Source organism: Mycobacterium paragordonae, from assembly GCF_003614435.1.
GTDB classification, from domain to species: domain Bacteria; phylum Actinomycetota; class Actinomycetes; order Mycobacteriales; family Mycobacteriaceae; genus Mycobacterium; species Mycobacterium paragordonae.
This window is the reverse complement of sequence record NZ_CP025546.1, coordinates 6551648-6575352: the sequence shown is the minus strand read 5'-3', so window position 1 is coordinate 6575352 and position 23705 is coordinate 6551648. Positions and strand designations below refer to the sequence as shown.

Annotated in this window: 22 protein-coding genes and 1 tRNA gene; 3 read left to right on the top strand and 20 right to left on the bottom strand. The window is 67.8% G+C overall.

The window, feature by feature from the left end; all coding sequences use genetic code 11:
• Position 1: 1 nt before the first annotated feature.
• From C0J29_RS29545 to C0J29_RS34585, 12 genes are all read right to left on the bottom strand, one after another.
• On the bottom strand, positions 2–3256 hold the full coding sequence (locus C0J29_RS29545; protein ID WP_120794384.1) for an arabinosyltransferase domain-containing protein: 3255 nt from the start codon (positions 3254–3256) through the stop codon (positions 2–4).
• On the bottom strand, positions 3256–5226 hold the full coding sequence (locus C0J29_RS29540; protein WP_120794383.1) for a galactan 5-O-arabinofuranosyltransferase: 1971 nt from the start codon (positions 5224–5226) through the stop codon (positions 3256–3258). Before C0J29_RS29540 ends, C0J29_RS29545 begins: the two co-directional genes overlap by 1 nt.
• A gap of 2 nt (positions 5227–5228) precedes the next feature.
• Positions 5229–5993 carry a decaprenylphospho-beta-D-erythro-pentofuranosid-2-ulose 2-reductase gene (gene dprE2 / locus C0J29_RS29535; RefSeq protein ID WP_065163400.1) on the bottom strand — a complete coding sequence of 255 codons (765 nt, stop codon included), beginning with the start codon at positions 5991–5993 and terminating at the stop codon, positions 5229–5231.
• Positions 5994–7376, bottom strand: coding sequence for a decaprenylphosphoryl-beta-D-ribose oxidase (dprE1, locus tag C0J29_RS29530; protein ID WP_065163399.1), 1383 nt, complete (start codon positions 7374–7376; stop codon positions 5994–5996). It lies immediately after the preceding gene.
• A gap of 32 nt (positions 7377–7408) precedes the next feature.
• Entirely contained in the window at positions 7409–7774 is a 366-nt protein-coding gene (locus C0J29_RS29525; RefSeq protein ID WP_162951641.1) for a GtrA family protein, read from the bottom strand.
• Between the two features lie 80 nt (positions 7775–7854).
• Positions 7855–8340, bottom strand: a complete 486-nt coding sequence (locus C0J29_RS29520; RefSeq protein WP_120795042.1) for a GreA/GreB family elongation factor — start codon at positions 8338–8340, stop codon at positions 7855–7857.
• Positions 8341–8436: 96 nt separating this feature from the next.
• A complete protein-coding gene (locus C0J29_RS29515; protein WP_065046563.1) occupies positions 8437–9540 on the bottom strand; it encodes an SPFH domain-containing protein in 1104 nt (367 codons plus the stop codon).
• A 26-nt stretch (positions 9541–9566) separates the two neighbouring features.
• The gene (locus C0J29_RS29510) at positions 9567–9788 is read right to left on the bottom strand and encodes an NfeD family protein (RefSeq protein ID WP_231513586.1); all 222 of its coding nucleotides are present in this window, start codon (positions 9786–9788) and stop codon (positions 9567–9569) included.
• Positions 9789–9827: 39 nt separating this feature from the next.
• Positions 9828–10328 carry a hypothetical protein gene (locus C0J29_RS29505; RefSeq protein ID WP_120794381.1) on the bottom strand — a complete coding sequence of 167 codons (501 nt, stop codon included), beginning with the start codon at positions 10326–10328 and terminating at the stop codon, positions 9828–9830.
• Positions 10325–10921 (bottom strand): 6-carboxytetrahydropterin synthase, encoded by a 597-nt coding sequence (locus C0J29_RS29500; RefSeq protein ID WP_162951589.1) that lies wholly within the window; start codon positions 10919–10921, stop codon positions 10325–10327. The genes C0J29_RS29505 and C0J29_RS29500 overlap by 4 nt, the downstream gene beginning before the upstream one ends.
• Positions 10851–11297, bottom strand: a complete 447-nt coding sequence (locus tag C0J29_RS29495) for a GTP cyclohydrolase I (protein ID WP_162951588.1) — start codon at positions 11295–11297, stop codon at positions 10851–10853. Before C0J29_RS29495 ends, C0J29_RS29500 begins: the two co-directional genes overlap by 71 nt.
• Positions 11298–11380: 83 nt before the next feature.
• A complete protein-coding gene (locus tag C0J29_RS34585; RefSeq protein WP_120794378.1) occupies positions 11381–13240 on the bottom strand; it encodes a PE family protein in 1860 nt (619 codons plus the stop codon).
• Between the two features lie 214 nt (positions 13241–13454).
• Here C0J29_RS34585 and C0J29_RS29485 point away from each other — a divergent pair, with 214 nt between their 5' ends.
• Positions 13455–14168 (top strand): C39 family peptidase, encoded by a 714-nt coding sequence (locus tag C0J29_RS29485; protein WP_120794377.1) that lies wholly within the window; start codon positions 13455–13457, stop codon positions 14166–14168.
• A gap of 3 nt (positions 14169–14171) precedes the next feature.
• On the opposite strand, the gene C0J29_RS29480 is transcribed toward C0J29_RS29485, so the two are convergent.
• The 6 genes from C0J29_RS29480 to C0J29_RS29455 all read right to left on the bottom strand — a co-directional run bounded on the left by C0J29_RS29480 (position 14172) and on the right by C0J29_RS29455 (position 20082).
• The gene (locus C0J29_RS29480) at positions 14172–15005 is read right to left on the bottom strand and encodes a class I SAM-dependent methyltransferase (protein WP_197748236.1); all 834 of its coding nucleotides are present in this window, start codon (positions 15003–15005) and stop codon (positions 14172–14174) included.
• A 12-nt stretch (positions 15006–15017) separates the two neighbouring features.
• Positions 15018–15848 carry a galactan export ABC transporter permease subunit Wzm/RfbD gene (wzm, locus tag C0J29_RS29475; RefSeq protein WP_065046577.1) on the bottom strand — a complete coding sequence of 277 codons (831 nt, stop codon included), beginning with the start codon at positions 15846–15848 and terminating at the stop codon, positions 15018–15020.
• Complete coding sequence (gene glfT1, locus C0J29_RS29470) at positions 15845–16759, bottom strand: galactofuranosyltransferase GlfT1 (RefSeq protein ID WP_120794376.1); 915 nt, start codon at positions 16757–16759, stop codon at positions 15845–15847. Before glfT1 ends, wzm begins: the two co-directional genes overlap by 4 nt.
• Complete coding sequence (gene wzt, locus C0J29_RS29465) at positions 16752–17549, bottom strand: galactan export ABC transporter ATP-binding subunit Wzt/RfbE (RefSeq protein ID WP_120794375.1); 798 nt, start codon at positions 17547–17549, stop codon at positions 16752–16754. The genes glfT1 and wzt overlap by 8 nt, the downstream gene beginning before the upstream one ends.
• 3 nt (positions 17550–17552) lie before the next feature.
• Positions 17553–18014 (bottom strand): bacterial proteasome activator family protein, encoded by a 462-nt coding sequence (locus C0J29_RS29460; protein ID WP_231513589.1) that lies wholly within the window; start codon positions 18012–18014, stop codon positions 17553–17555.
• 100 nt (positions 18015–18114) lie between these two features.
• On the bottom strand, positions 18115–20082 hold the full coding sequence (locus C0J29_RS29455; protein WP_120794373.1) for a DUF6541 family protein: 1968 nt from the start codon (positions 20080–20082) through the stop codon (positions 18115–18117).
• A 119-nt stretch (positions 20083–20201) separates the two neighbouring features.
• Between C0J29_RS29455 and C0J29_RS29450 the strand changes: the two genes are divergently transcribed.
• The gene (locus C0J29_RS29450; RefSeq protein ID WP_065046586.1) at positions 20202–21398 is read left to right on the top strand and encodes a cysteine desulfurase-like protein; all 1197 of its coding nucleotides are present in this window, start codon (positions 20202–20204) and stop codon (positions 21396–21398) included.
• On the opposite strand, the gene C0J29_RS29445 is transcribed toward C0J29_RS29450, so the two are convergent.
• Positions 21395–22372 (bottom strand): NAD(P)H-quinone oxidoreductase, encoded by a 978-nt coding sequence (locus C0J29_RS29445; RefSeq protein ID WP_197748235.1) that lies wholly within the window; start codon positions 22370–22372, stop codon positions 21395–21397. The two genes, C0J29_RS29450 and C0J29_RS29445, sit on opposite strands and share 4 nt — an antisense overlap.
• Positions 22373–22408: 36 nt before the next feature.
• Here C0J29_RS29445 and C0J29_RS29440 point away from each other — a divergent pair.
• A tRNA-Ser gene (locus C0J29_RS29440) sits at positions 22409–22495 on the top strand.
• 84 nt (positions 22496–22579) lie between these two features.
• Here the strand turns inward: C0J29_RS29440 and C0J29_RS29435 are convergent.
• Positions 22580–23686: an Rv2629 family ribosome hibernation factor gene (locus C0J29_RS29435; RefSeq protein ID WP_120794371.1), complete on the bottom strand. Its 1107-nt coding sequence runs from the start codon at positions 23684–23686 to the stop codon at positions 22580–22582.
• Positions 23687–23705: the final 19 nt, after the last annotated feature.

Below are 23705 nucleotides of genomic sequence, written 5' to 3'. Positions count from 1 at the left end.
CTCAGCTCTTGCGCAGCGGCGCCGGGTCCCACAACCCGCTGCGCGTCACCGTGCCCAGCTCCAGCCGGGCCGGCGTGGCGTCGGGATAGAAGGGCGTCAGGCGTTGTAGCGCACCCCAGTCCCGGAACCAGTCGTCCTTGAGGTAGCTGGCCACCGTTACCGACTGGGTCAGCAACTCGGTGATGCCGAGTGGTCCACCACCGAGGTTGTCCATGACGGGAGAGTTGGCCTCGGCGCCGAACCGGTCGGGCAGGATCCGCCACTTGGGCGTCTCGTCGACACCGTTCTGATGACCGAACGGCCGCTGGCACGGGAAAGCCAGCCCTACCAGCCAGTCCAGGAACACCGGGTCCCTGGAGCCCACCACGTCCTGCAGCGTGCGCAGCTGCGGCACTCGCGGCGGAGTGAGGCCGATCCAATGTTGTGGGGCCAGATCGTCGTCGTCGGCCACCAAGCGGATCTGAGTGGCGGAATCGGGGATGGCCGATAATGGGGCGCGCAGGTTGCGCCAGGCCGGTGCCGCCCCGACGTCAGCGAAGCCCATTGAGCCGCTGTGCTTTCCGGCAGCGGCCTCGTCATCGGTGGCCCACTGCACCTGAATCTCGCGGGCGTCGAACCGGCCGGCCGCCGTGACCACCAGCAGCGGCGTCTTGTGCCGGTCGTCCTTGGCGGGCAGCCGGTACCAGCCCGACCGCAGCATCGCCGGCACCTGGATGCCGGCGCGCCAGCTACCCAGCACCGGGGTGCGGGCCGGGTCGAGGTTGAACGGCAACCGGGCCCGAGAGCCGTTGATGCCCGGCGCGGCTGTGGTGCCACCCTCGGTACCGGCCTCGGTGCCGGTGATCACTCCGTCGTCGTTGGCGAAGTTGCGGTCGCCCGGGCGCTCCATCACCGGATCGGCGGAGACATCGGCGGGAATCCCGTTGGGAGTGAACGCTTCCGAGAGGCCTGCGCCCAGAGCGTCGCCTACCGGCGCGGACACCGGCGGCAAGATGCCGGCCTGCGGATCCAGTTCGACCAGCACGTCATCGGCCAGGCCGCAGGTCTTTCCGGTTAACGCCTGCAGGTTCGACCGGCCCACCGACCAAGCCGGATATTGGAAGATCATCGCCTGGGTCAGCGACACCACTTCCATCAGGACCAGCAACCAGGTCGCAATTGCCAACGGGGACTGGGTGAATCGCGACACGCGTGCACCGAACCGGGTCCGGGGCGGTCCGTCGTCGTTGGTGGCGACGAAGTGGAACCAGGCCGCGATCAGTAGCACGATCACGGTCAGTTCGAGCAGCGCCGTGGTGAGCGACCATCGCCACTTGGGGAACGAATTCGACCACGGCACACCGAAATTCGAGACATACCACCAGCCGTTGACGCTGGCGAACGACATGGCCATGACAAAGAGGACGACGGCCGCGAACACGGTGCGGTTGCGTCTGGAGCGCATCGCGGCCCCGGTTACCGCCACGGCCGCCAACGCGCCCAGGGAGCCGGCCAGCCCCGCGAAAACCCCGAAGTGGTGGGTCCATTTGGTGGGCGTGAACATCATCGCCAGGAACGAGATGATGGTGATGCCGATGATCCGGCGGCTCGGACCGGCCGCGGTCCCCGGAATTCGCCCCTTGCGCAACGAGATTGCCACCGCGATCGCCAGCGCGAGGATCAGCGCCAGAACCGCGAACCGGCGCGCCACCGACCCGTCGGGGCTGGGCATGAACAGCCGCTCGTAGCGGATGTGTTCGTCGAACCACTTCAGGCTGGGCCCGACGGCCTGCTTGAGGAACGTGGCCTGGGCTTCGCCGGCGAACGTCTGGTCGCGGAAGATCAGGATGGTGGTGACCGTGGTGGCCGCCAGGATCGGCGATATCAGCGGCAGCAGGCCGAACTGTTTGGACCGGCGATGCAGGATGGTCCGCAGCGGGCCGATCGCCACCAGCAACGCACCGATAGAGGCGATGCCGGTGGGCCCGGAGAACAGGGTCAACGCGCCGAGGATGCACGCCGCGGCCACCGGCAACAGCCGGCTGGTGGCCACCGCCCGCTCCACCGAGCACCAGGTCAGCAGGATGCCCAGGGCGATGATCGGCTCTGGACGCAGCCCGTTGTTCAGGGGTAGCCAGACCGCCAGAAACATTCCAGCCGCCGTCCATGCCGCGGCCCGGCTCTTCTTGACGGAATGGCCCAGGCGAGGAATGACCTCACGGCTGATCACCCACCAGCACGTCAGCGCCATGACCAGGGTGGGCAGCCGCATCCAGACGCTGGCCGTCGTGACGTGGGCCCACATCGCCAGCAGGTCGTAGTACCAGCCGAACGGCGCCTCGGGCGTGCCGAACCAGCGGTAGTAGTTCGCCATGTAGCCGGCGTGCTCGGACACCCGGGCCATGGTCAGGATGTAGCCGTCGTCGGAGGTGTTGGCGCCGACGAAGTGCCACCACACCAGCACGGCGATCACCAGCGCGTCCAGGGCGCCGACCGACCACCAGCGCGACGGCAGGAACCGGCGGTGCCGGGTGCCGTCGGCGGTGTCCAGGACGTGCAGCGCAACCAAGGAGGCCGCGGTCAGCAGCAACCCGAGGATCATCGCGGCCATCTTGAGCGTCGTGGGGCTGCTGCTGTAGCGGGTGTCGACGGTCGCGGAGAGGCTCAGGCCCGGCGGACTCGGTCCGGCCAGGTCGGTGAACACCCCGACGATCTGCGGGCGGAAGTCATATCCGCTCTTCTCGCCGCGCAGCGGCGCGCCGGGATGCTCGGTGGTCGGGCCCTGTTTGAGGCCCACGAACTCCCCGATCACCCGGTCCGCGTGCGCGGTGAACGTCACGCGCTGACAGTCCGGTCCGAGCACCTGACTCATCGGGGCGGTGACGACCGGGACGTTGCGCACGATCAGCACCAGGTCGCCGTTGACCCGCTCCAACAACAGGCCTCGATCGACCGCCTTCGGTGCTTGTTTGGGCACCGTCGACAACAACACCGTCTTGCCGGCGTTCTGCGGCCCTTCCAGCCCGGCCGCGGCCTGGCAGGGCACGCTGATGTTCAGGTCGGTGGCCACGTAGCTGATCAGCGGCGCTTCGACGCTGCTGAAGGTGCCGTTCTGCGGCCAGTTGAGTTGGGCGGTGGTTTGCTTGACCGGCAGCAGCGGGGTAGCCAGCGCCAGCGCCGCGCCCAGCAGTCCGGCGACCACGGCAACGAGTCGGGCGAGCCGGTAGTTTGCTCCCGCTTCGCCCACGGAGGTAGATGGTAATTGTTCGGTCGCCATCAAGCGCTGGGCACCGGCTTACGAATCGCCACGATGAACGGTCCGATGGTCTCGACGGCGAATCGCGGGTCGTTGAACAGGGCGGTTTTCAGGTCCACCGTGTAGCGACGGACGTTGGGCTGGTTGGGGTAGACATCCTCGGCTAGCCGCAGGGTGTAGGTGTTGCCGGCGCCGCGCCGCATGACGAAGACGGTCGGCGGCGGCCACGGCAGCTTGTCCAGCGCCTGAATCAGCTCGTCGGCGGTCTTGAGCTTCGACCAGCTCTCGATCTGCGCGGCGCGCTTGTCGAACTGGGCCAGCGGGTTGGCGTAGTGCGAGGTCAGGCCCTGGAAGCCCCAGTAGGGATAGAAAGACAGGAAGCTGTAGTCGGCCGTCATCACCACGGTCTGATCGCGCGGCCTGCCGGTGACCTTCTGGATGGCGGCGTCCACGGCCGGGTAGTACTTCTCCGAGCTGGGCGGTCGCCGGTCACCCCGTTGCCCGTGGCCGTCGGTGTCGGTGTACGCGATCGTCAGGTCCGGTCGCAGCACGTCGGGGATGTCCTGGCTGAAAGCGATCGCCGCGGTCAGCCCGAGCGCCGTGGCGACCGGCAGCGCCGCCCGGCTGCGTGCGGCCAGCGCCGTCGCGAACTCGACGAATCCGAATACCCCGGCCGCCACCAGCAGCACGCTCAGCGTCGGCTGCAGGCGGAACGACAGCAGGGTGGTGCGCGCCAGTGTGGTCAGCATCGACAACACCGACCACGCGTAGACCGCAAGCACGCCGATCGCCAGGCCGCCGGCGCGCACCGACGACCGTGCCCGCGCCACCAGCCACAGCGTGCCCAGCATGCAACCGGCGCCCAGCAGGGAGAACTGCAGCATCGGGAAGGTCAGCTCAGCGCCGTCGGCGGGCAGATAGTGAAACGCGCTGCCGCTGTTGCTGGTCGGTGAGCTCAGCGTCCGCAGCAGGTAGGGCAGCCAGGTGGTCGACGCGATCGCCGCCGCGATCACGCCGATGACCACCAGCCGGCGCAGCGGGTCCAGCGCTGCCCGGACGCCGCCGGAGCGCCAGCGCGACACGGCAAGCCCGAGCGCCATCAGCGTCACGGTGAAGGCGCTGTAGGCGACCAGCAGCGTGTACCAGGTGGCGGCGAAACCTAGGAAGATGCCGGCGCCGACGATCGCGGCCCAGCCGCTGCCCGCACGCGTGCCCGCGCCCGCCCGGTCGCCGAGCGTGCGGCTGGCCGCATCGTCGGCTTCGAGTGTGCGGCTGGCCGCATCGTCGGCAGGGTCAAGGCGCCCGGCGGCGCGCAGCCCCGACCACGTCAGCACGAACATCGGCGGCAACAGCACGGTGATCATCGCCGCGTAGGGTTCCGGCGAGCTGTAGGCCAGCGTCACGGCCGCGGTCGCGATCGTCACCAGCAGCGCGTACTCGAAGCGGACCATCCGCGACCACAGCACCAGCGCGACGGCGACCGCGATGGTGATCGACGTGATCGCCCAGGGCTTGAACATCTCCCATGCCGGTGTTCCGGTCAGGGCCGCCGCGCGCCCGCCGATCCAGAACCAGCCCGGCGGGTAGAGCGGCGGCAGCCCGATGTACGTCATGTCGTGCAGCGCGGGACTGTCGGTCAGCCGGGTCAGGTACTCCGTGCGGAATTGCTGGTCCACCGATATGCCGAACAGATACAGCTTGGTCGCGCCCAGCGGCATGCCCAGCGTGACGACGGTGAAGGCGGAGACGAACACCAGCCCACCCAACCGGGCCAGCCGCTGCAGGCGGCCCGACCGCCACAGCCAGCCGACGGCGAGCAGCCCGGCCAGGCAGGCCACCTGACCCACGGTGGTCAGCGCGTGCAACTGGTTCGACGACGGGAAGGCCGGCCACTGCACCTGGGCGATCGCCGCCAGCGAGACGGCCGACACCACGACGGCCACCACAGCGGCGAGCGCCATCTGGCCCAGGGTGGCCAGCGCGTTGCGCATGCTCAGATGGGCAGCTTGCGGAAGATGCTCCGCGGGATGTGACGCAACACCATCATCACGTAACGGAATGCTGTTGGCGCCCAAACCAATTCCTTACCTTTTGCCGACGCGGTCACCGCCAGGTTCGCGACGTACTCCTTGTCGACGGTCAGCGGTGCTTCCTTGACGTGGGCGCTCATCCTGGTCCGCACCTGCCCTGGCCGGATCACCAGCACCCGAACCCCGTACTCGCGCAGCGCCTCTGACAGGCCCAGGTAGAAGCCGTCGAGTCCGGCCTTGGTGGAGCCGTAGACGAAGTTGGATCGGCGCACTCGCTCACCGGCCACCGTGCTCATCGCGATGATCTGGCCGAATCCCTGAGCGCGCATCTTCTCGGCCAGCAGGACACCCACCGATACCGCTGCGGTGTAATTGATCTCGGCGATCTGCACGGCTTTGCGCTGGTTATGCCATAGCTCCTCGGCGTCACCCAGCAATCCGAAAGCGACGATCGCCACGTCGATGTCTCCGTTGCTGAAGCATTCGTCGATCACCTTCGGATGGGTGTCGGGCTCTAGGGCGTCGAAGTCGACCAGCTCCACCGACCGCGCGCCGGCCGCCTTCATCTGAGCCACCGCGGCCTCGCGACCCGGGTCTTCGGGCATGGCTGCCAACACGATTCGCGCCTTGGCGTTCTGCAGGTACCGCTCACAGATGGCCAGGCCGATCTCAGAGGTGCCTCCCAGGAGCAGAATCGACTGAGGGTTTCCCACTGCGTCAAGCACCATCTACAGCAACTCCAAACGTCGGGCCATGTCGGAGACGAACACCCCGGCGGGATCCACCTTGCGGCGCACGGCAATCCATTCGTCGATCCGGGGATACATGGCGTGAAAATTCTCGGCGCTCACTCGGGAGTCTTTGGCGGTGTAGAGCCGGCCACCGAATTGCAGTACGCGGCGGTCGAGTTCGCTGACGAACTCGTTGAGGCCGGCCTTGATCGGGAAGTCGACGCAGATGTTCCAGCCCGGGATGGGAAAGCTCAGCGGGGCCTGATTGCCCGGGCCGAACAGCTTGAACACGTTGAGGAATGAGTAGTGTCCACTGGCCTGAATGTCGCGGATGATCCGCTTGAACTCGTCGACCGCTTCGGTGGGGACCACGAACTGGTACTGCAGGAAGCCGGCCTGACCGTAGCCGCGGTTCCACTCACCGAACATGTCCAGCGGGTGGTAGAACTGCGTCAGATTCTGGATCTTGTTCCGGTAGGTGCCGGATTTGCGGTACCAGAGTTCGCCGATCGGCCCGAACGTGTATTTGTTGGCCAGTCCGTTGGGAAAGATATCGGGGAACGTGAACAGTTGCGGCGCATCGAATTTCAGCGGATTGCGGGCCAGCTTCTCGGGCAGTTGGTCCAGGGTGGCCAGCGAGCCACGGGACACCGCCGCGCGGCCCAGCTTGGGCGGCGCGCTGATCGCGTCGAACCAGGCGCTGGAGTAGGTGTAGTTGTTCTCGCTGCCGTCGCTGTGCAGGGCGATCGTTTCGTCGAGGGTGGCGGTGACGTCGCCGTCGGCGATGAAGTAGGCCGTCTCGGTGGGTGTCATCTCGATGGTGGCGCGCAGGATGATCCCGGTCAGCCCGTTGCCGCCGACGGTGGCCCAGAACAACTCGGCCTCGTCGCCGTCCGGCGTCACCCGCCGGATCTCGCCGTCAGCCAGCAGTAGTTCCATCGACCGGACGTGGTTGCCGAAGCTGCCGGCACTGTGGTGATTCTTGCCGTGGATGTCGCACCCGATGGCACCGCCGATGGTGACCTGACGGGTGCCCGGCAACACCGGCACCCACAGTCCCAGCGGCAGCGCCGCCTTCATCAGCTGGTCCAGGTTGACGCCGCCGTCGACGTCGGCGAGCTTGGTTTCGGCGTTCAGCGAGTGGATCTTGTTCAGCGCGGACATGTCGATCACCAGGCCGCCGCCGTTCTGCGCGTTGTCCCCGTAGGACCGGCCCAGCCCGCGGGCTATCACGCCCCGACCGTCCGACTCGGACGCCCGGATCACTGCCTTGGCGATGACGTCGACGTCGGGGGTGCGCAGCACCTCCGCCACCGAGGGTGCCGTTCGTCCCCACCCGGTCAGCCGGGTCGGGGTCGTGGTCATTTCGCTGCTCGACATCGTCAAAGAGGGTACCGCGCCCACGGTAGGGGTCAGCGGATGCGGAAGATCACGGTTCGCTGCACGATGAAATTGATCACCGTCGCGGTGCCCTGTGCCACCACGAACGCGACGGGGACGGCCCAGCCCCGGTAGTGCAACAACTCGAGTACCAGATGGTTGAGCCCGACCTGCACCGCGAAGGTGAGTGCGTACAAAGCCATCACCCCGATGAACCGCGCGGTGCTCGGCGATGCCTGGAAGGTCCAGCGCCGGTTGATCAGGTACGCGGTGATGGTGCCGACGATGAAGCTGGTGGCCTTGGCCAGGTCGACCTGGACGCCCAGGACCTTGTACAGGATCAGGTAGAGCCCGAAGTCGACGACCGCCGAGAAAGAACCGGTGATGATGAAGCGCAATGCCTGGGTCGTCAGATGCAGATGCTGGTGTTGTTCTGGCGGGTGAGCATCTGGTTCTGGCGGGATCATCGAGTGGGAGTCTAGGTGGGCAGCTTCACCGAGAGCAGCTCGACCTGGCTGGGACCCTGCGGCGTGGAGTACGTCACCGTGTCGCCCGCCTGATGGCCGGCCAGCGCCTGTCCCAGCGGGCTGCGCGCGGTCAACGTCTCGCCTTCGTGGCCGACCGGCGTTTCCTCGACGATCGAGATCACGTACATGGTGACCACTTCGCCGTCGGCGAAGCGCAGCGTGACCTCGGTGCCTCCGGGCAGAACATCGGAGGCGTCCGTGCTGGACGGCCCGGACTTCAGCCGCCGGTCCAGCTCGTTGATCCGGTCGCCGAGCACGGCAAGCTCGTCGGCCCGTTGGATCGCCTCGGCCGCGTCTCCGTGGTCACCGACCATCCCGCGGTCGTTCTTGACCTCGATCTCCAGGCGGTCGTACCGCTGCTTGAGACGGTCCAGTTCGGCGGCGAGGTTGTCGCGCGCTGCCGCTGCCAAATCTGTGGACTGGGCTTCCTTGCTCACGACCACCCCTTTCGCCGAGCACCTATCGAGCGTTTCAGTGATACACCACAAAAGGCCGGCCGTCACTGATATCCGTCAGCCGTTTACCGGCGCGTATCACGCCGGGGCGCCCCCGTCTTCGTCGTCCTGCGAGAGCCCGTTGCGTACGGCGTCGAATATAGCCAGACCCTGTGACACCAGGCCGCTGGTGACCTGACTGATCCCTTCGGCGCCGTTGAGCACGGTCAGATTCGAACCGGCCAGCCCGCGTGCCGCCTTGTCGACGATCTCGGGGAGCTGGTCGATGATCATCCGGTCCAGCGCGACGCGGTTGTGCGAGGCGGCGGCCTCGGCCTGGATCTTCATCTTCTCGGCGTCGGCCACGGCCAGAATCCGGACCCGTTCGGCTTCGGCCTCGGCGGGCTTGACCACCTCGGCGACCAGCTCCTGCTGGCGCAGTTCCGCTGCCCGCTGAGCCAGTTCGGTGCGCATCGCCAGCACTTCACGCTGGGCCTCGGCCTCGGCCAGCGGGCCGGCTTGCGCTGCCTCCGCCTGCGCCTTGTCCACCTCGGCCTTGTACTGGGCCTTCACGATGGCGGTCTCGCGGGCGAACTCGGCCTGTTTGCGCTGCGACTCCTGTTCGGCCTCGGCGGCCTTCTGGTTGGCCTGGGCCTGAGCAATCTGCGCCTGCTGCTGCACGGCGGCGTTGTGCGGGGCAGACATCGCCTTGATGTAGCCCAGCCCGTCGTCGTCGATGGACTGGATCTGCAGCGCGTCGACGTTGAGGCCGATGCGGGCCATCTCCTCCTTGGAACCGTCGAGCACCTCGGTGGCCAGCTTCTGGCGCTCCCGGATGATCTGCTCGACGGTCATCGAACCGATGATCGAGCGCAGGTGCCCGGCGAAGATCCGCCCCGTCAGCACCGACATCTGGTCTTGTTCGGACAGGAATCGTTGCGCGGCGGCGATGATGCTTTCCGGGTCGTTGCCCACCTTGAACGCGATGACCGCCCGGACGTTGAGGGTGATGCCCTGCTGGGTGACGCACTTCTCGGCGACCTCGGCCTCGCACATTGCCAGCGTCAGGAAGGCGGCCTTCCGGAAGAACGGGACGACGAAGGCGCCGTGCCCGGTCACCACGCGAAACGGCACATTGCTTTTGGCTTTGCCGCCCGAAATGAGCATTGCCTCGTCCGGCGCGGGCACCCGGTATCCGAGCATCGTTGTACTCCTTGTGTTTTCGATGTTTAAGTGAAAGTCGGGTCGTGTTGCCAGGGCTCGACGACGACGGTTCGCGGCCCGTGGGCCTGCACGACGAGCACCTGGGTGCCCTTCGGTAACGGTTCGTCGGAGCGCGCCAGGAAGGTCTCCTTGGTGCCGCGCACCGTCAGCAGCACCTCGCCGGCGCCCTCGGCGCCGCGCGTGGGCACGATCAGGGTGCCCACGCAACCGACGACAGAGGCGCTCACGGTCGCATCCTGCACTGTCGATGCCTGCATGTCGATGCCCTACATGTCGATGTCGATTCCGACGACCTGCGCGGCATAGGCGAAAACGTCGTACGCCGGGGACGCCCCCGCCACCACATTCGGCAGCGGGCCGGCCGGGCGCCCGGCCAGTCGCGGTCGGATGGTCCAGTTGCCGAAGACGATCGGAACGACCGCGATGCGGGTTCCGTTCGGGTCGGCGACATCCTGGCCGTACCGGGCCAGCTGCCAGCTCTCCTGATGCGGGTCGGTGGCCACCGCGTAGACCCGGTCGAGGTGCCAGGCGGTCATCAGCCACTGCGCGTCCCGGCCGGGGAACCGCAGCGTGTTGCCAGGGCCCTGCGACACCTCGGGCGGGGCCGTGCTGAGTGCGGCGCGCAGCTGATCCGGCGAGCCGGCCGCGCTGACTGTCGACGGCAGGTTGGTCAGGAACGAATCGAGATCGGTTGTGGCTGAGGCTTTTCCGTAGCCGGTGCAGAGCAGGCCGGTGGCGGCGATCAGGAGTGCGGCAATCGCCTTCACACCCAGTCCTTCACCGGCAGCGCGGTCAGCGTGAGCACCCGGCTGCCGCTTTCCTGAGCGTCGATGCGCGACACCCAGACCCGGCCGCCCGTCGCCTGCGCGACGATCCTCTCCACGGTTTCGAACACCCATGCGGCCGAGGCTTCCAGGCCGGTGCTGTCCACAATGCGCATGTCGACGAGGTCGCGTTCGGCGAGCAGTTCGAACAGGTCGCGTTGCGGGTCGTTAGTGGCGATCAGCGTGGTGTGGGCAAATTGTGCCGCCAGCGCCGCGCGGATGTCGTCGAGGCAGTCGGAACCGAGCACCTGGCCGGATTCCGTTTCGGTTTCGGCACAGGCGAATTCGATCTCGAAGCTGAGCGCGTAGCCGTGCAGGAACAGCCGCTTGCCGTTGTCGGACCAGGACCGGCGGCAGCAGTGCAACCCGCCGAACCGCTTGCGCAGGTGAAAGCGCGCCGTACGTCCCACGGGCGCGTCATCTCGGTGCATGGTGGCGGTCTGAGCAGGGCCGGCGAAGGCGATTTCAGGCATGGTTGTTGATCTTCTTTCTGGTAGCGAGGGTGATGAATTCGCGCTGTAGGTCGGCGTTGTCACGCATCGAGCCGTAGAAGGCCATGGTGGTGGTGGGCCCGGCGAGGGCGGCGCCCTCGCGCACCGGGGTGCAGGCGTAGCCGCCTTCCACCAGCACTCCCAGGCCGCGCGGGGCGAGCTGGTGGTGCAGCCAGAGGCCGATGCGGGTCGTCATCTTGTCCTGTACCTGGACGCCGATCGCACACGCCTCGACGACGCGGGTGAGTTCAGCCTGGCTCAACCGTTGGTCGCCGCGCAGGTAGCCGATGTGCACGACGCCGTAGAACGGCAGCAGGTGCTGCTCACAGATCGCCTGGAACTGAATCGGACGGAGCAGCACGGGCCGGTCGAGCCGCAACTGCAGGATCGCGCTGTCGGGACGGACGAGTGTCTGAGGCACCGCGATAGCTTCCGGGCGCGGCCTTGGAGGATTCTAAAAGGATCCTTGGGGGGTTCTTGCGTCGGTAATGGCAGGCGGTTCTGCTACCCGTTGCCGCCCGGTGTGCCGGTTCCGCCCTGGGATCCGGTGCTGCCTAGGGCGCCGCCCGCTCCCGCCACGCCCAGCAGCGCCCCACCGGTGCCGCCGCTGCCGCCGCTGCCAGCGGCGCCACCGACCCCTCCGGTGCCCGCGTCGCCGCCGTCACCCCCGGTTCCGGTCACTCCGCCGGTGCCGCCGGACGCGCCGGCGTGGCCGCCGGTGCCGCCGGTACCTCCGGAACCGCCGGTGCCGCCGGTACCACCGGCACCGCCGGCGCCGCCGTTGCCGGACAGCAGGCCGCCCGCTGCGCCCTGACCACCCGTACCGCCGACTCCACCGGATCCGCCAGTACCACCGGCACCGCCGTCGCCCGCATCGCCGCCGTCACCGGCGTTCTGCGTGTTGCTGGTGCCGCCGACACCGCCGTTGCCACCGGTACCGCCGCTGGCACCGATGCCCCCGGTGCCGCCGGTCCCACCCGCTCCGCCGCTGCCGCCGTCTCCGATGAGCAGGCCTCCTCGACCGCCGTTGCCTCCGGAGCCGCCGTTCCCGCCGGTCCCGCCGACGGCCCCGGCGGCTCCCGCGCCGCCGTCGCCACCGTCGCCGCCGTAGGCCTCGTTGGAGTCCGAGCTTCGGGTGCTCGTCACCGCGTTGCCGCCGGCACCGCCGTTGCCACCTGCCCCGCCGGGAGCCCCGCCCGCTGCTCCGTCGCCGCCGTTGCCTCCGCTGGCGGTGACAGAGCTGGGGATGGTGTCGCTCGTGTGGCTGCTCGTCGCGGACGCGTTGCCGCCCGTCCCGCCGGCCCCACCTGCCGCGGCGAGTCCGGCGGAGCCACCGTGGCCGCCCTGACCGGCCGTGGCGGTGATGCTGTACCCACCGCTGGTGTTGGTGCTGACGGCCGCAGCGTCGCCACCCTGACCGCCGTTGCCGCCAGCCCATCCCGCGCCGCCGGTTTCGCCAGTGCCACCCGCGGTGCCTGTGGCGCGTGCGTCGTTGTTCGTGTTCACACTGCCGTCCGCGCCCGGCGTTCCAGTCGGCGCTGTGGCCCCGTTGGTGACGGGATTGGCTCCATTCGCACCCGTGATCCCGGCGCCACCTTGTCCGCCGTTGCCGCCGTCGCCCCACAGCCCGGCATGTCCACCGTCGCCGCCCCGCCCGGCGTTGCCGCCATTGATTCCGGCTGCCGCATGGCCACCCGCCCCGCCGTCGCCGCCGCTGCCGAACAGCAGGGCGTTGCCGCCGAGTCCTCCGGCAGCACCTGTCCCGCCGGTGCCGCCGGCACCGCCACCGCCGTACAGCACGCCGCCGTTTCCGCCATTGCCGCCGACCGCGCCGGTCCCGCCCGCGCCGCCGGCGCCGCCCTGACCCCACAGGCCCGCCGAGCCGCCGGTCCCACCGGCTTGGCCGGCACCGCCCGCCGCACCGGCGCCGCCATTGCCGTACAACAGGCCGCCGGGTCCGCCTGCTTGGCCGGGTGTGGTGCCGTCGGCGCCGTTACCGATCAGCGGCCGGCCCAATAAGGTTTCGGTGGGAGAGTTGATCACGCCGAGCGCCGCCTGCTCAGCTGACTGCAAAGACGAGACATTCGCCGCCTCCGCGCTCGCGTACGAAAGGCCACTTGCAGTCAAGGTATGGACGAAGCGGCGGTGGAACGCCGAAGCCTGTTCGCTGAGCATCTGATACGACTGACCATGGGCGCTGAAGATCGCGGCAATCTGCTCCGAGACCTCGTCGGCGGCAGCCGCCGGCACCGCCGTCGTTGGGGCTGCCACCGCCGCGTTCGCCGAATTCACCCATGCGCCAACGCTTGTCAGGTCCGCGGCCGCGGCCGTCAGTGCTTCCGGGCTGGCCAACATGAACGACATGGCGTGGTCCCCTCGACGCGAGTGTGGTTGCCGAGCCGATAGCTCCGGTTCCCAGCTTCCGTCATGTGGCACCGCAAGCCTTTCGGCCAGACGGCCGGTTCGCGGGATGAAATTTCCTCCTCCAATGGGAGGAGCCCGCCGGCGGTGGTGCTTGGGGAACGAGCCCCAAGAATCTGCAGAGCTTCCCAAGAGAGCGGCATTCGACCCTTCTCTCATGCGCACCTCCCAGATCCTTCGCCGAACCGTTCGCGGCACCGTCGCCAAGGTCACGCTGGCCATCGCCGGCGTTGCCGTAACACTGGGCCTGGCGACCGGCCTGGCCCATGCCGCCGCGTCCGCACCGCACAGCGAGGCGCCCCGGATGTACGGCAACCCGGCCGCCGCCGCGCAGTACTGGCGCAAGCAGTCCTTCGACGACTGCGCGCTGATGGCGGCCGCGGATGTGATCGGCGAATTGACCGGGCGCCAGCCGACCGAGGACGAGATCGTCGGGGCGGCGCAGCAGCTGCGCAGCCGCATGCACCCCGGGCCGATGTACAGCGCGGGCTACGGCACCGACCCCGGCGACATTCCGGCGCTGCTGGCGCGGTACGGCATCTACGGGGTGGCCACCAGCCAGGACGAGGCCGCCGCCACCGGACTGGACTCCGGTCTGGAAGCACTCGAGCGCTACCTGGTCGACGGCCACAAGGTGATCGCCGGGGTCAACGCCGAGATGATCTGGGGCCTGCCGATTCAGACCCGGGACAACCGCGGCAACCCGATGAGCGACCACGCCGTCGTCGTGACCGGCGTGGACCTGGCCAACGGCACCGTGCACCTCAACGACAGCGGAACCCGCGCCGACGAGGTGGTGTCACTCGACGTCTTCCTGCGCGCCTGGGCCACCGGCAACGACGAACTGGTGGTCACCCGCGAAACACGCTGAGCGTCAGCCGAATTCCAGCAAGGTGTAAGCGCCACGGAACTGCCGCAGCGGCGGGAACTGCCACAGCGCGGGGTACAGCGTCCCGAAGAACCAGCCCCGCCCCGCGGGCATCGGCAGGTCCTGCACCGCACGGATGCCTGGCACGGTATTCGCCAGGTCGGCCAATTGACGCGGCGACAGACTGAACGGCATCGGCGGCACCCGGTAGTGCTTCGACGACCGCATCCCGTTGCGCGCCACCTTCTTGACGACGGTCGGCGGCACGTCGAAGAACATCTGGCCACCGGCAAACCGCTTGGCGCACTGCGTGATCAAACTCATCGCCTCGGCCGGCTGCAGGTACATCAGCAGGCCCTCGGCGGTAATGAAAACGCCATCGGAGGCGTCGATCTGATCCATCCACGAGTAGTCCAGGGCTGACTGCGCGATCTCTGTGATCCGGGGTGAGTGCGGCAGCAGCCGTCGGCGCAGCTCGATCACCGGTGGGAGGTCGATTGACACCCAACGGAATTGAGCGTCGGGAAGTGCGCTGTTCAACCGCCAGAAGCTGGTCTGAAAGCCTTCGGCGAGGGCGACGACGGTGGCCCTGGGGTGCCGGGTGAGATAGGCGAGCGCGCATTTGTCGACGGCCAGTGAGCGCAGCGCCATCTCCTGGCCTTTGCGCCGGCCGAACTTGTCGAAGTCGAAGTCGATGGACTCGACGAGCTTGACGGCCATCGGGTCGTCGATGATCGCGTCCGGGTGGGCGGCCTGGAAGGCTCGGCCGCTGAGGGTCAGCAGGGCCGTCTCGGAGACGCCGGTAAGCAGGCTGGCATCGACTCTGTGGGGATTACTCAACTGCGGCCTACGTTACACCCAGTAGGGCACCCGCGCGCGGTACTGCCGCATCGCGAACGCCGCCATCACCCAGCCGACAACGGTCAGCACCACCACCACCGCCCAGTGCCGCAGTTCCTGCGGCGCACCCAGCAGCGGCGCTCGCACGATGTCCAGGTAGTGCAGCAGCGGGTTGAGTTCGACGATCTTCGACCAGCGCCCGGCGCCCTGCTGCCGAAGTGTGTTGTCGTTCCAGATGATCGGCGTCATGAAGAACAGCAACTGGACCACCGAGTTCAGCAGCGGCCCGATGTCGCGGTAGCGGGTGGCCAGGATGCCGAAGCACAGCGACACCCAGATGCAGTTGAGCATGATCAGCGCCAGCGCGGGCAGCACCGACAGGTCCGCCCAGGACCACGGCTTGGGATAGATGATCGCGATGACGACGTAGATCACGATGTTGTGGGCGAACAGGATCATCTGCCGCCACACCAGCCGATAGACGTGCACGCTCAGCGGGGTGGGCAGTTGCTTGATCAGGCCCTCGTTGTGCACGAAGACGTCGGCGCCTTCCAGAATGGCGGCATTGATCAGGTTCCACACGATCAGGCCGAGCGTGACGTAGGGCAGGTGCTCGGACAGGTCGAGATGGAACAGCTTGGAGTACAGCCCGCCCATGGCCACCGCCGTGGTTCCGGTCGCGATCGTGATCCAGAACGGCCCCAGCACCGAACGGCGGTACCGCTGCTTGATGTCCTGCCAGCCCAGATGCAGCCACAGCTCGTGGCGCCGGAACCCTGCCCTGAGATCACCCCAGGCGCGGGTGAACGTTTTTGATTGCGCGGCAGCATCAATGAACGTCATGAGGAACCTCCCGGCCGTGCGAACTTCTCTTCACGTCCCAGCCGGCGCAGCCGGACCCACTCCAGCAGCCCTTTGGGATCGCGGCGCGTCACCAGGAAGAACCAGCCGAAGCGCACCCATTCCTGGAACAGCAGCTTGCGCAGCCCCGGCTGGGACAGCACGTAACCGCGGTTGCGGTAGGTGAAGAACCGTTTGGTGGTGTCGTCCGGGTACTGGGTGTGCATGCGGCCGCCCAAGATCGGCTTGAACTCGTCGGACCCGCACGGGTGCAGGTACACGGTGTCCAGGCAGGTGCCGAACGGCAGGCCGGAGCGCACCAGCCGGCGGTGCATCTCCACTTCGTCGCCGCGGATGAACAACCGCAGATCCGGGACCCCGATCGCCTCCAGCGTGGACGCGCGAAACAGCGCGCCGTTGAACAGCGACGCGATGCCGGGCAATAGGTCCTGTTCTGTTTCGGTGCGCAACTCACTGACCCGCCGGCGCCACACCAGACCGCGACGTAACGGGAACGCCAGTGCGTCGGGGTCGTCGATGTTGCACACCATCGGGGACACCTCGGCCAGTCCGTGCTTCTCGGCGCACGCCAGCAGGGTAGCCAGCACATCGGTGTCCGCGGCGCGCCCGTCGTCGTCGGCCAGCCAGATCCAGTCCGCCCCGTGGGCAAGGGCCAGCAGCATGCCCAGCGCGAAACCGCCGGCGCCGCCGAGGTTTCGCCAGGAATTCAGATAGGTCGACGGAATCGCTTGTGCCGCAACGAGATCGCTGACGCGCGCATCGCCGGAAGCGTCGTTGTCGATGACGATGAGCCGGTCGGGTGGCCGGGTCTGGGTGGACAGCATCTCCAGTGAGCGGGCGAGTTCCTCGGGGCGCCGGTGGGTGACCACGACGGCGAAGACGCGGTCACTCACGCGCGGTCTCGGCGAGGACTTCACGCACGTGCCGCGCCGCGTCGTCACCCTCGTAGGCGCGCACCACGTCTTCGATACCGCCGCTCTGGCGGATCAAGCCATGGTCGATCCACATCGCCGTCTTGCACAGCCGGGCCAGGAATTCGTTGGAATGGCTTGCGAATACCAGGATTCCGGAACGCTCGACCAAACTCTGCAGCCGCGACTGCGCCTTTTTCAGGAATTCGGCGTCCACCGCGCCGATGCCTTCGTCGAGCAACAGGATCTCCGGGTCGATGCTGGTGACCACTCCCATCGCCAGCCGCACCCGCATGCCCGTGGAGTAGGTGCGCAGCGGCATCGACAGGTAATCGCCCAATTCGGTGAACTCGGCGATCTCGTCGACCTTGGCCAGCATCTGCTTGCGGGTCTGACCCAGGAACAGGCCCCGGATGATGATGTTCTCGTAGCCAGAGATCTCGGGATCCATGCCGATACCCAGATCGAACACCGGCGCCACCCGGCCGGTCACCTTCGCCCAGCCGCGCGTGGGTTCGTAGATGCCCGAAAGTAGGCGCAGCAGAGTCGATTTGCCCGCACCGTTGTGACCCACCAACCCGACCCTGTCGCCGAGCTCCAGCGACATGGTGATATCCCGCAACGCCTCGATGACCACCACGTTGGAGGCGTTGCGGCCGATCGCGCCGCCGGCCTTGCCCAGGAACGCCTTCTTCAACGACCGCGACTTGGCGTCGAAGATCGGGAATTCGACCCACGCGTCGCGGGTCTCGATGTGGGGACCGCTCGACACGGCTTACAGGTACTGTCCGGTGCCGTGCCCGTGCGGGCCCGGCTTGCCGATCCCGGGCGGCAGCGCGCCCTGCCGCATCTGCTCGAGCTGCGCCCGGGCGGCCATCTGCTGGGCGAACAGCGCCGTCTGAATGCCGTGGAAAAGCCCCTCCAGCCAACCGACCAGCTGGGCCTGCGCGATCCGCAACTCGGCGTCCGACGGCGCGGTGTCCTCATTGAAGGGCAGGGTGAGTCGTTCGAGTTCTTCGCGAAGTTCCGGTGCCAGGCCGTCCTCGAGCTCGCGGATGCTGGTGGCGTGGATGTCACGCAGCCGGGTGCGACTGGCTTCGTCCAGCGGAGCGGCGCGCACCTCTTCGAGTAGCTGCTTGATCATGGTGCCGATCCGCATCACCTTGGCGGGCTGCTCGACGAGATCGGTCAGCGAGCGCTCGTCGGAATCGTCCGCGTCATCCTGACGCAACGCCATCAGCCGCGGGTCGACTCCGCCGATTATCTCGATGCCGTCGCTGTCGTCGGCGTGGTCGTCGTTGCCGTTGGCCAACGCAATCACCGTCCTTGTGTGTGGTCTAGGGGTGCACCGGGGTATCGCCGTGCCACTCGTAGATCTGGGCGCCGCCGTTGTCGTAGATCAGGTTCCAGTACGGCGACTTGTCCAGAAAATATAGTCCTTCGGGAACTTTGAACCCTCGGATCGTCGGGCCGCTGGCTAACACGTAGCGGATGTTGAGGGCTTTGATCGCCTCCACCACCCGGGGATCGGAGTCGCCCTTCTTAGCGAACGCCCAGAAGATGTAGCGGTGGTAGCCCGGGCCCATCTGCACCGGGTAGTCGTAGTGGGTCCACAGCGGATGCAGACCGGCCACCGCGTACATCCAGGAGGTGCCGTCGACGTTGGAGTTGCCGATCATCGTGTCGTGGGCGCCCGGCAGCTTCGCCAGATAAGCCATGGCTTCCAGGTCGCGTTGGTCGACGATGATCGAGTCGTACTTGTCGCCGAACAGGAACCGGTGTCGCGGGAAGTAGTGCCAGGCACTGGCCACGCTGATGCCGATCAGCAGCACCGCGGTGGCCGTCGCCCAGAAACGCGACGGCATCGGCTTGCGCGGCTGGACGAGCCGCTTGACCAGGGCCACCGCCCCCGCAACCAGGGTGACCAGCGCGACCGCCGCCATCAGGTTGAACAGCGGGGTCGTGGCCGCGGCGATGCGGCGCGGGTCCTTGTAGAAGAACTCGCCGACTGCCCCGGCCACCCGGCCGAACGGACCCCGCAGGGGAGTGCCCGCATCGACGTTGATCACGATGAACAACAGCCACACGGCCAGCGGCCACCAGATCTTCTTGACCAGCATGATGAACCCGCCGACGGCGCACAGGAAGCTAAGCGCCCACTGGTAGGGGAAGTCGTTGAGATGCCGGGAGTGCATGAACACGGCGTCGAACAGGCCGTGTCGCATGCTGAGGTAGGTCAGGAACGAGTGCCCGGCGATGATGTCTTCCTGCTTGGTGACGCTCAGGAACTGCGGTAACAGGATGAGGCCCGAGATCAACCCGACGCCGGCCAACACCGCAAGGTCCCGGGCGCGGCCCCGCACCGGGTGCCACAGCGCCTCGAACAGCCACCAGGCGCCCACCAGCAGCACGGCGATGATGCCGCCGGTGATGTGCACCGAGAAGACGCCGACGAGCCCCAGGACGGCCACCGGGATGCGGTCGCGGTGCTGCACCGTCGAGGTGATCAGGGCCATGGCCGGGATGGCGACCCCGTAGGCCGCCAGGTTGGGCATCGCGGCCGTGTCGAACTCGACGTAGGGCACCGCGGTGAACGAAGCCGAGAGCGCGGCGGCGGTGGCCGCGGTCACCGCGGTGCGCCATTCGGTGGTATGCGTCCGCAAGGCGCGCCAGGCGAGGACGGCCGCGCTCACCGGGAAAAGCCAGATGGCGACTGCCAAGGAGTTCAGCGTGTAGCCGGTGGCGGCCGCCGCGCCGGTCAACTGGCAGAACACGGCCGTGAGAGCCGGGAAGACCGACGGATAGTAGAGCAGCGCGTGGGTCTCGACGTTGCGCAGTTCGCCCATATGGGTCGGCGAAGCCTGGCCGACGTCGAGGATCCAGCGCACCTGATTGCCGTGCCACACCGCGTCCCAGGTGCTGGGGATCGATTGCCAGTGCGGGATACCGCTGAACGCCGCCCAGCCGATCAGCACAACCCCCAGCAGCACACCGGCCGCGACGACGATCGCCGGGCCGGGGTTGATGCCGTGCGCTTCGGCCTGTTTATCGCGGAAGCGGGCGAGCAGCAGTTGCAGCACTGTCGCCACCAGGCAGACGACGGCCAGCGCCGCCAGCGCCGTCCATCCGTTCCACGGGATGCCCAGCGCACCATAGGGGATGATCGCCAGGGCCACGACGCCGTATGTCAGTGCTGGACCGGCGGCGATGGCGACGGGCCAATTCAACTGCGCGATACGTGCGACGATGGCACCCGGTGCGATCAGCAGAACCAATGCGATCAGCGTTCCGAACCACAAGCTCACTCGACTAGTATGGCTGCCCGGGTGTGTTGACTCGGGAGGCCGGTAACGGCTGGAACGTCTATAGCGCACCCGCTCCGACACTCATTTGGGGAAATTGCGTTAGCTCTAAGGTGGCTGGCATGGCCTACGACGTCGCCCGGGTGCGCGGACTGCACCCTTCGCTTGGTGACGGATGGGTGCACTTCGATGCACCGACAGGCATGCTCATTCCCGACTCCGTGGCAACAACGGTGTCCACCGCCTTCCGCCGGTCCGGCGCCGGCACAGCGGGGGCACACCCATCCGCGCGGCGCAGCGCCGCGGTGCTGGACGCGGCCCGCGAGGCGGTAGCCGATCTAGTCAACGCCGATCCCAGCGGTGTCGTGCTGGGTGCCGATCGCGCCGTGCTGCTGGCCTCGCTGGCCGAGGCGTCGTCGGCGCGCGCCGGCCTCGGGTACGAGGTCGTCGTCAGCCGTCTGGACGACGAGGCGAACATCGCGCCGTGGCTGCGCGCCTCGCACCGCTACGGCGCAAAGGTCAAGTGGGCCGAGGTCGACATCGAGACCGGAGAGCTGCCGACCTGGCAGTGGGAGAGTCTGATCAACAAGTCCACCCGGCTGGTGGCCGTCACCTCGGCGTCCGGGACGCTGGGCGCCGTCACCGACCTGCGGGCGGCGACGAAACTGGCGCACGACGTGGGTGCGCTGGTGGTGGTCGACCATTCTGCGGCCGCGCCCTACCGGCTGATGGACATCAAGGAGACCGAAGCCGACGTGGTGGCGGTGAACGCCGTGAATTGGGGCGGACCGCCGATCGGGGCGATGGTGTTCCGCGAGCCGGCACTGATCAACACCTTCAGCTCGGTCTCCACCAACCCGTATGCCACCGGGCCCGAGCGGCTGGAGGTGGGCGGGCACCAGTTCGGTTTGCTGGCCGGCGTCGTCGCGAGCATCGAGTACCTCGCCGCACTGGACGAGTCGGCTCGGGGGAGCAGACGGGAACGGCTGTCGGTCTCGATGCAGTCCGCCTCGTCGTACCTGAACCGGATCTACGACTACCTGATGGTGTCGTTGCGGTCGCTCCCACTGGTGATCCTGCTCGGCCGGCCGGAGTCGCGGATACCGGTGATCAGTTTCGCGGTCAACGAGGTGCCGGCTGACCGGGTGGTGCAGCGGCTGGCCGACAACGGGATTCTGGCGATTGCCAACGCGAGTTCGCGCGTGCTGGATGTGCTGGGCGTCAACGACATCGGTGGCGCGGTCACCGTCGGTTTGGCGCACTACTCGACGATGGCCGAGGTAGACCAGCTGGTGCGCGCGCTCGCCTCCCTGGGTTAAACCGTCAGCAGGATCTTCCCGAACGTCTCGCCCGACTGCAGCAGGCGGTGCGCCTCGGCCGCGTCCTGGATCGGCAGCCGCTTGCCGATTATCGGGCGGACCCGCTGGCTGGCGAACATGGGCCACACCGACGTCGTCACCGCGTCGACGATGGCGCTCTTGCTGGTCGGTCCACTGACCGGACGGGCGCGCAGCGTGGTGCCGATGACGCGGGCCCGCTTGGCCATGAGTTTGCCGATGTTGAGTTCGGCCTTCACGCCGCCCTGCATACCGATGATCACCAGTTGCCCGTCGGTGGCCAGCGCGTCGACGTTGCGGTCCAGATAGGCCGCGCCCATGATGTCGAGAATCACGTCGGCGCCTTTGCCGTCGGTCTCCTGCATCAGCCGCGCAACGAAGTCCTCGTCGCGGTAGGAGATGGCGATCTGGGCTCCCAGTTCGCGGCACAGTTCGAGCTTGTCCGCCGACCCGGCGGTGACCGCCACCCGGGCCCCCAACGCGCGCGCCACCTGGATCGCGTGGCTGCCGATACCGCTGGCCCCGCCATGTAGCAGCACCAACTGGCCCGGACCCAGGTGTGCGGTCATCACCAGGTTCGACCAGACCGTGCAGGCCACTTCCGGGACCCCGGCGGCGTCGACGAGGTCCAGGGGCGCCGGCACGGGCATCACCTGCCCGGCCGGAACGGCGACGTACTCCGCGTAGCCGCCGCCGGCCAACAACGCGCAAACCTCTTGCCCGACAGACCATTTGGTGACCTCGGCACCCACATCGGCGATGGTCCCGCTGACTTCCATGCCGATGGTCTCGCTGGCGCCCGGGGGTGGCGGGTACTTGCCCGCGGCCTGCAGCACGTCGGCGCGATTGACGCCGGCGGCCGCCACCTTGATCAGTACTTCGCCGGGCCCGGCGGTGGCATCGGGGACGTCCTGCCAGACCAACCGCTCGGCGGTTTCGGCGACGATGGCGCGCATGCTGGCCACGCTACAAGCACCGCTACCCTTGTTTGCGGTGGCGTGGCAGAGCGGCCTAATGCACTCGCCTTGAAAGCGAGAGACGGCTAAAACCGTCCGGGGGTTCAAATCCCTCCGCCACCGCTCATCTGGTGGCGTTGACTCTGCGCACCGGGCGAACTATCGCGAGTGCTGCCCGCCCTGAGCGCAGACTCAATGCAGAATTCCTCAGTGCAGCGTCGGCGTGTAGCGCAGCACCGCGGCGACGCCGTCGGTCGGAGCGATCCGCTCGTCGGTGCGCACCAGCGCCGCCCCGACCGACACCGCGAACATCGGCAGCGCCTCGTCGGCGCGCAGCGTCTTAGCGGGCGCGGCGCCCTGTTCGGAGAGCAGGTTCGCATTCGGCGCCACGGTTGTGAGTCCTTCGTCGGCGACGACTGTGGCGTCCCCGATCTCACCGACGATCAACGTCTCCACCGCCCCCTGTCGCAACGCCGAGCACACGGCGTCCAGGCCTTCGGCGGCGCGCCCGGATTGCCGGCCCAGCTCCGCGTCGAAACGTTGTGCGGCGTCATCGATTTCGCGGAGGCGCCGCTTGGTGAACCAGGCGTCGATGTGGCCCTGTACCTCGGTGATGTCGTGTCCGCTGTTTCGTGCGCCGACTTCCAGCGGCACCGCGCGGTCCCGCACCCGCTCGGCGAACGCCTTGATCAGGTCCGACCTCGACCGCACTTCGCCGACCACGAACACCGTGTCAGCCGCCATCTCGTCCACCCATTCGGTGACACGGTCGGCGACCGCGCGGATGTTCTTGCGTGCGGCTTCGTCCGTGCGTTGCTGCGGATCGCCGTATCCGGCCGTTTCGGCGCCCGACGCCTTGTGCACCGGGTAACCGCCACCGTCGACCGCTTCGGTCTCCAAGACACCGTCGATGTGGGTGGTGATATCGGCACCCGTGTGATCGACCTCGATCAGCAGGTAGGCAGGGGTCACGAAGCCATGCTCGACGATCGGGACGATGTAGGGCAGCTCGGAGACGCGGACCACCGTCGTCGCGGTGGGACGCAACAGGTGCTCGTTGACCACGACGCCGTCAGCGCCGGCCACCACGCCCCGGCCGCTCCAGCCGACGGGCGGTCGCAGGTCCAGGACCGCGCGCTCGATGTCGGCCGTCACCGCGTCGTCGACGCCCTGTTTCTCCAACTGCTCACGCAGCGCACGCCACTTGAGCTCGAGTTGTTCATCGGCGTCAGGGGTGTTGTGTGTGTCTTCGAAATACACCGACACGAACGGGCCGGGCATGTCCAGCAGCTGACGAAAACGTTCGGAGTCCATCCGCGGTGGTTGCCCGCGC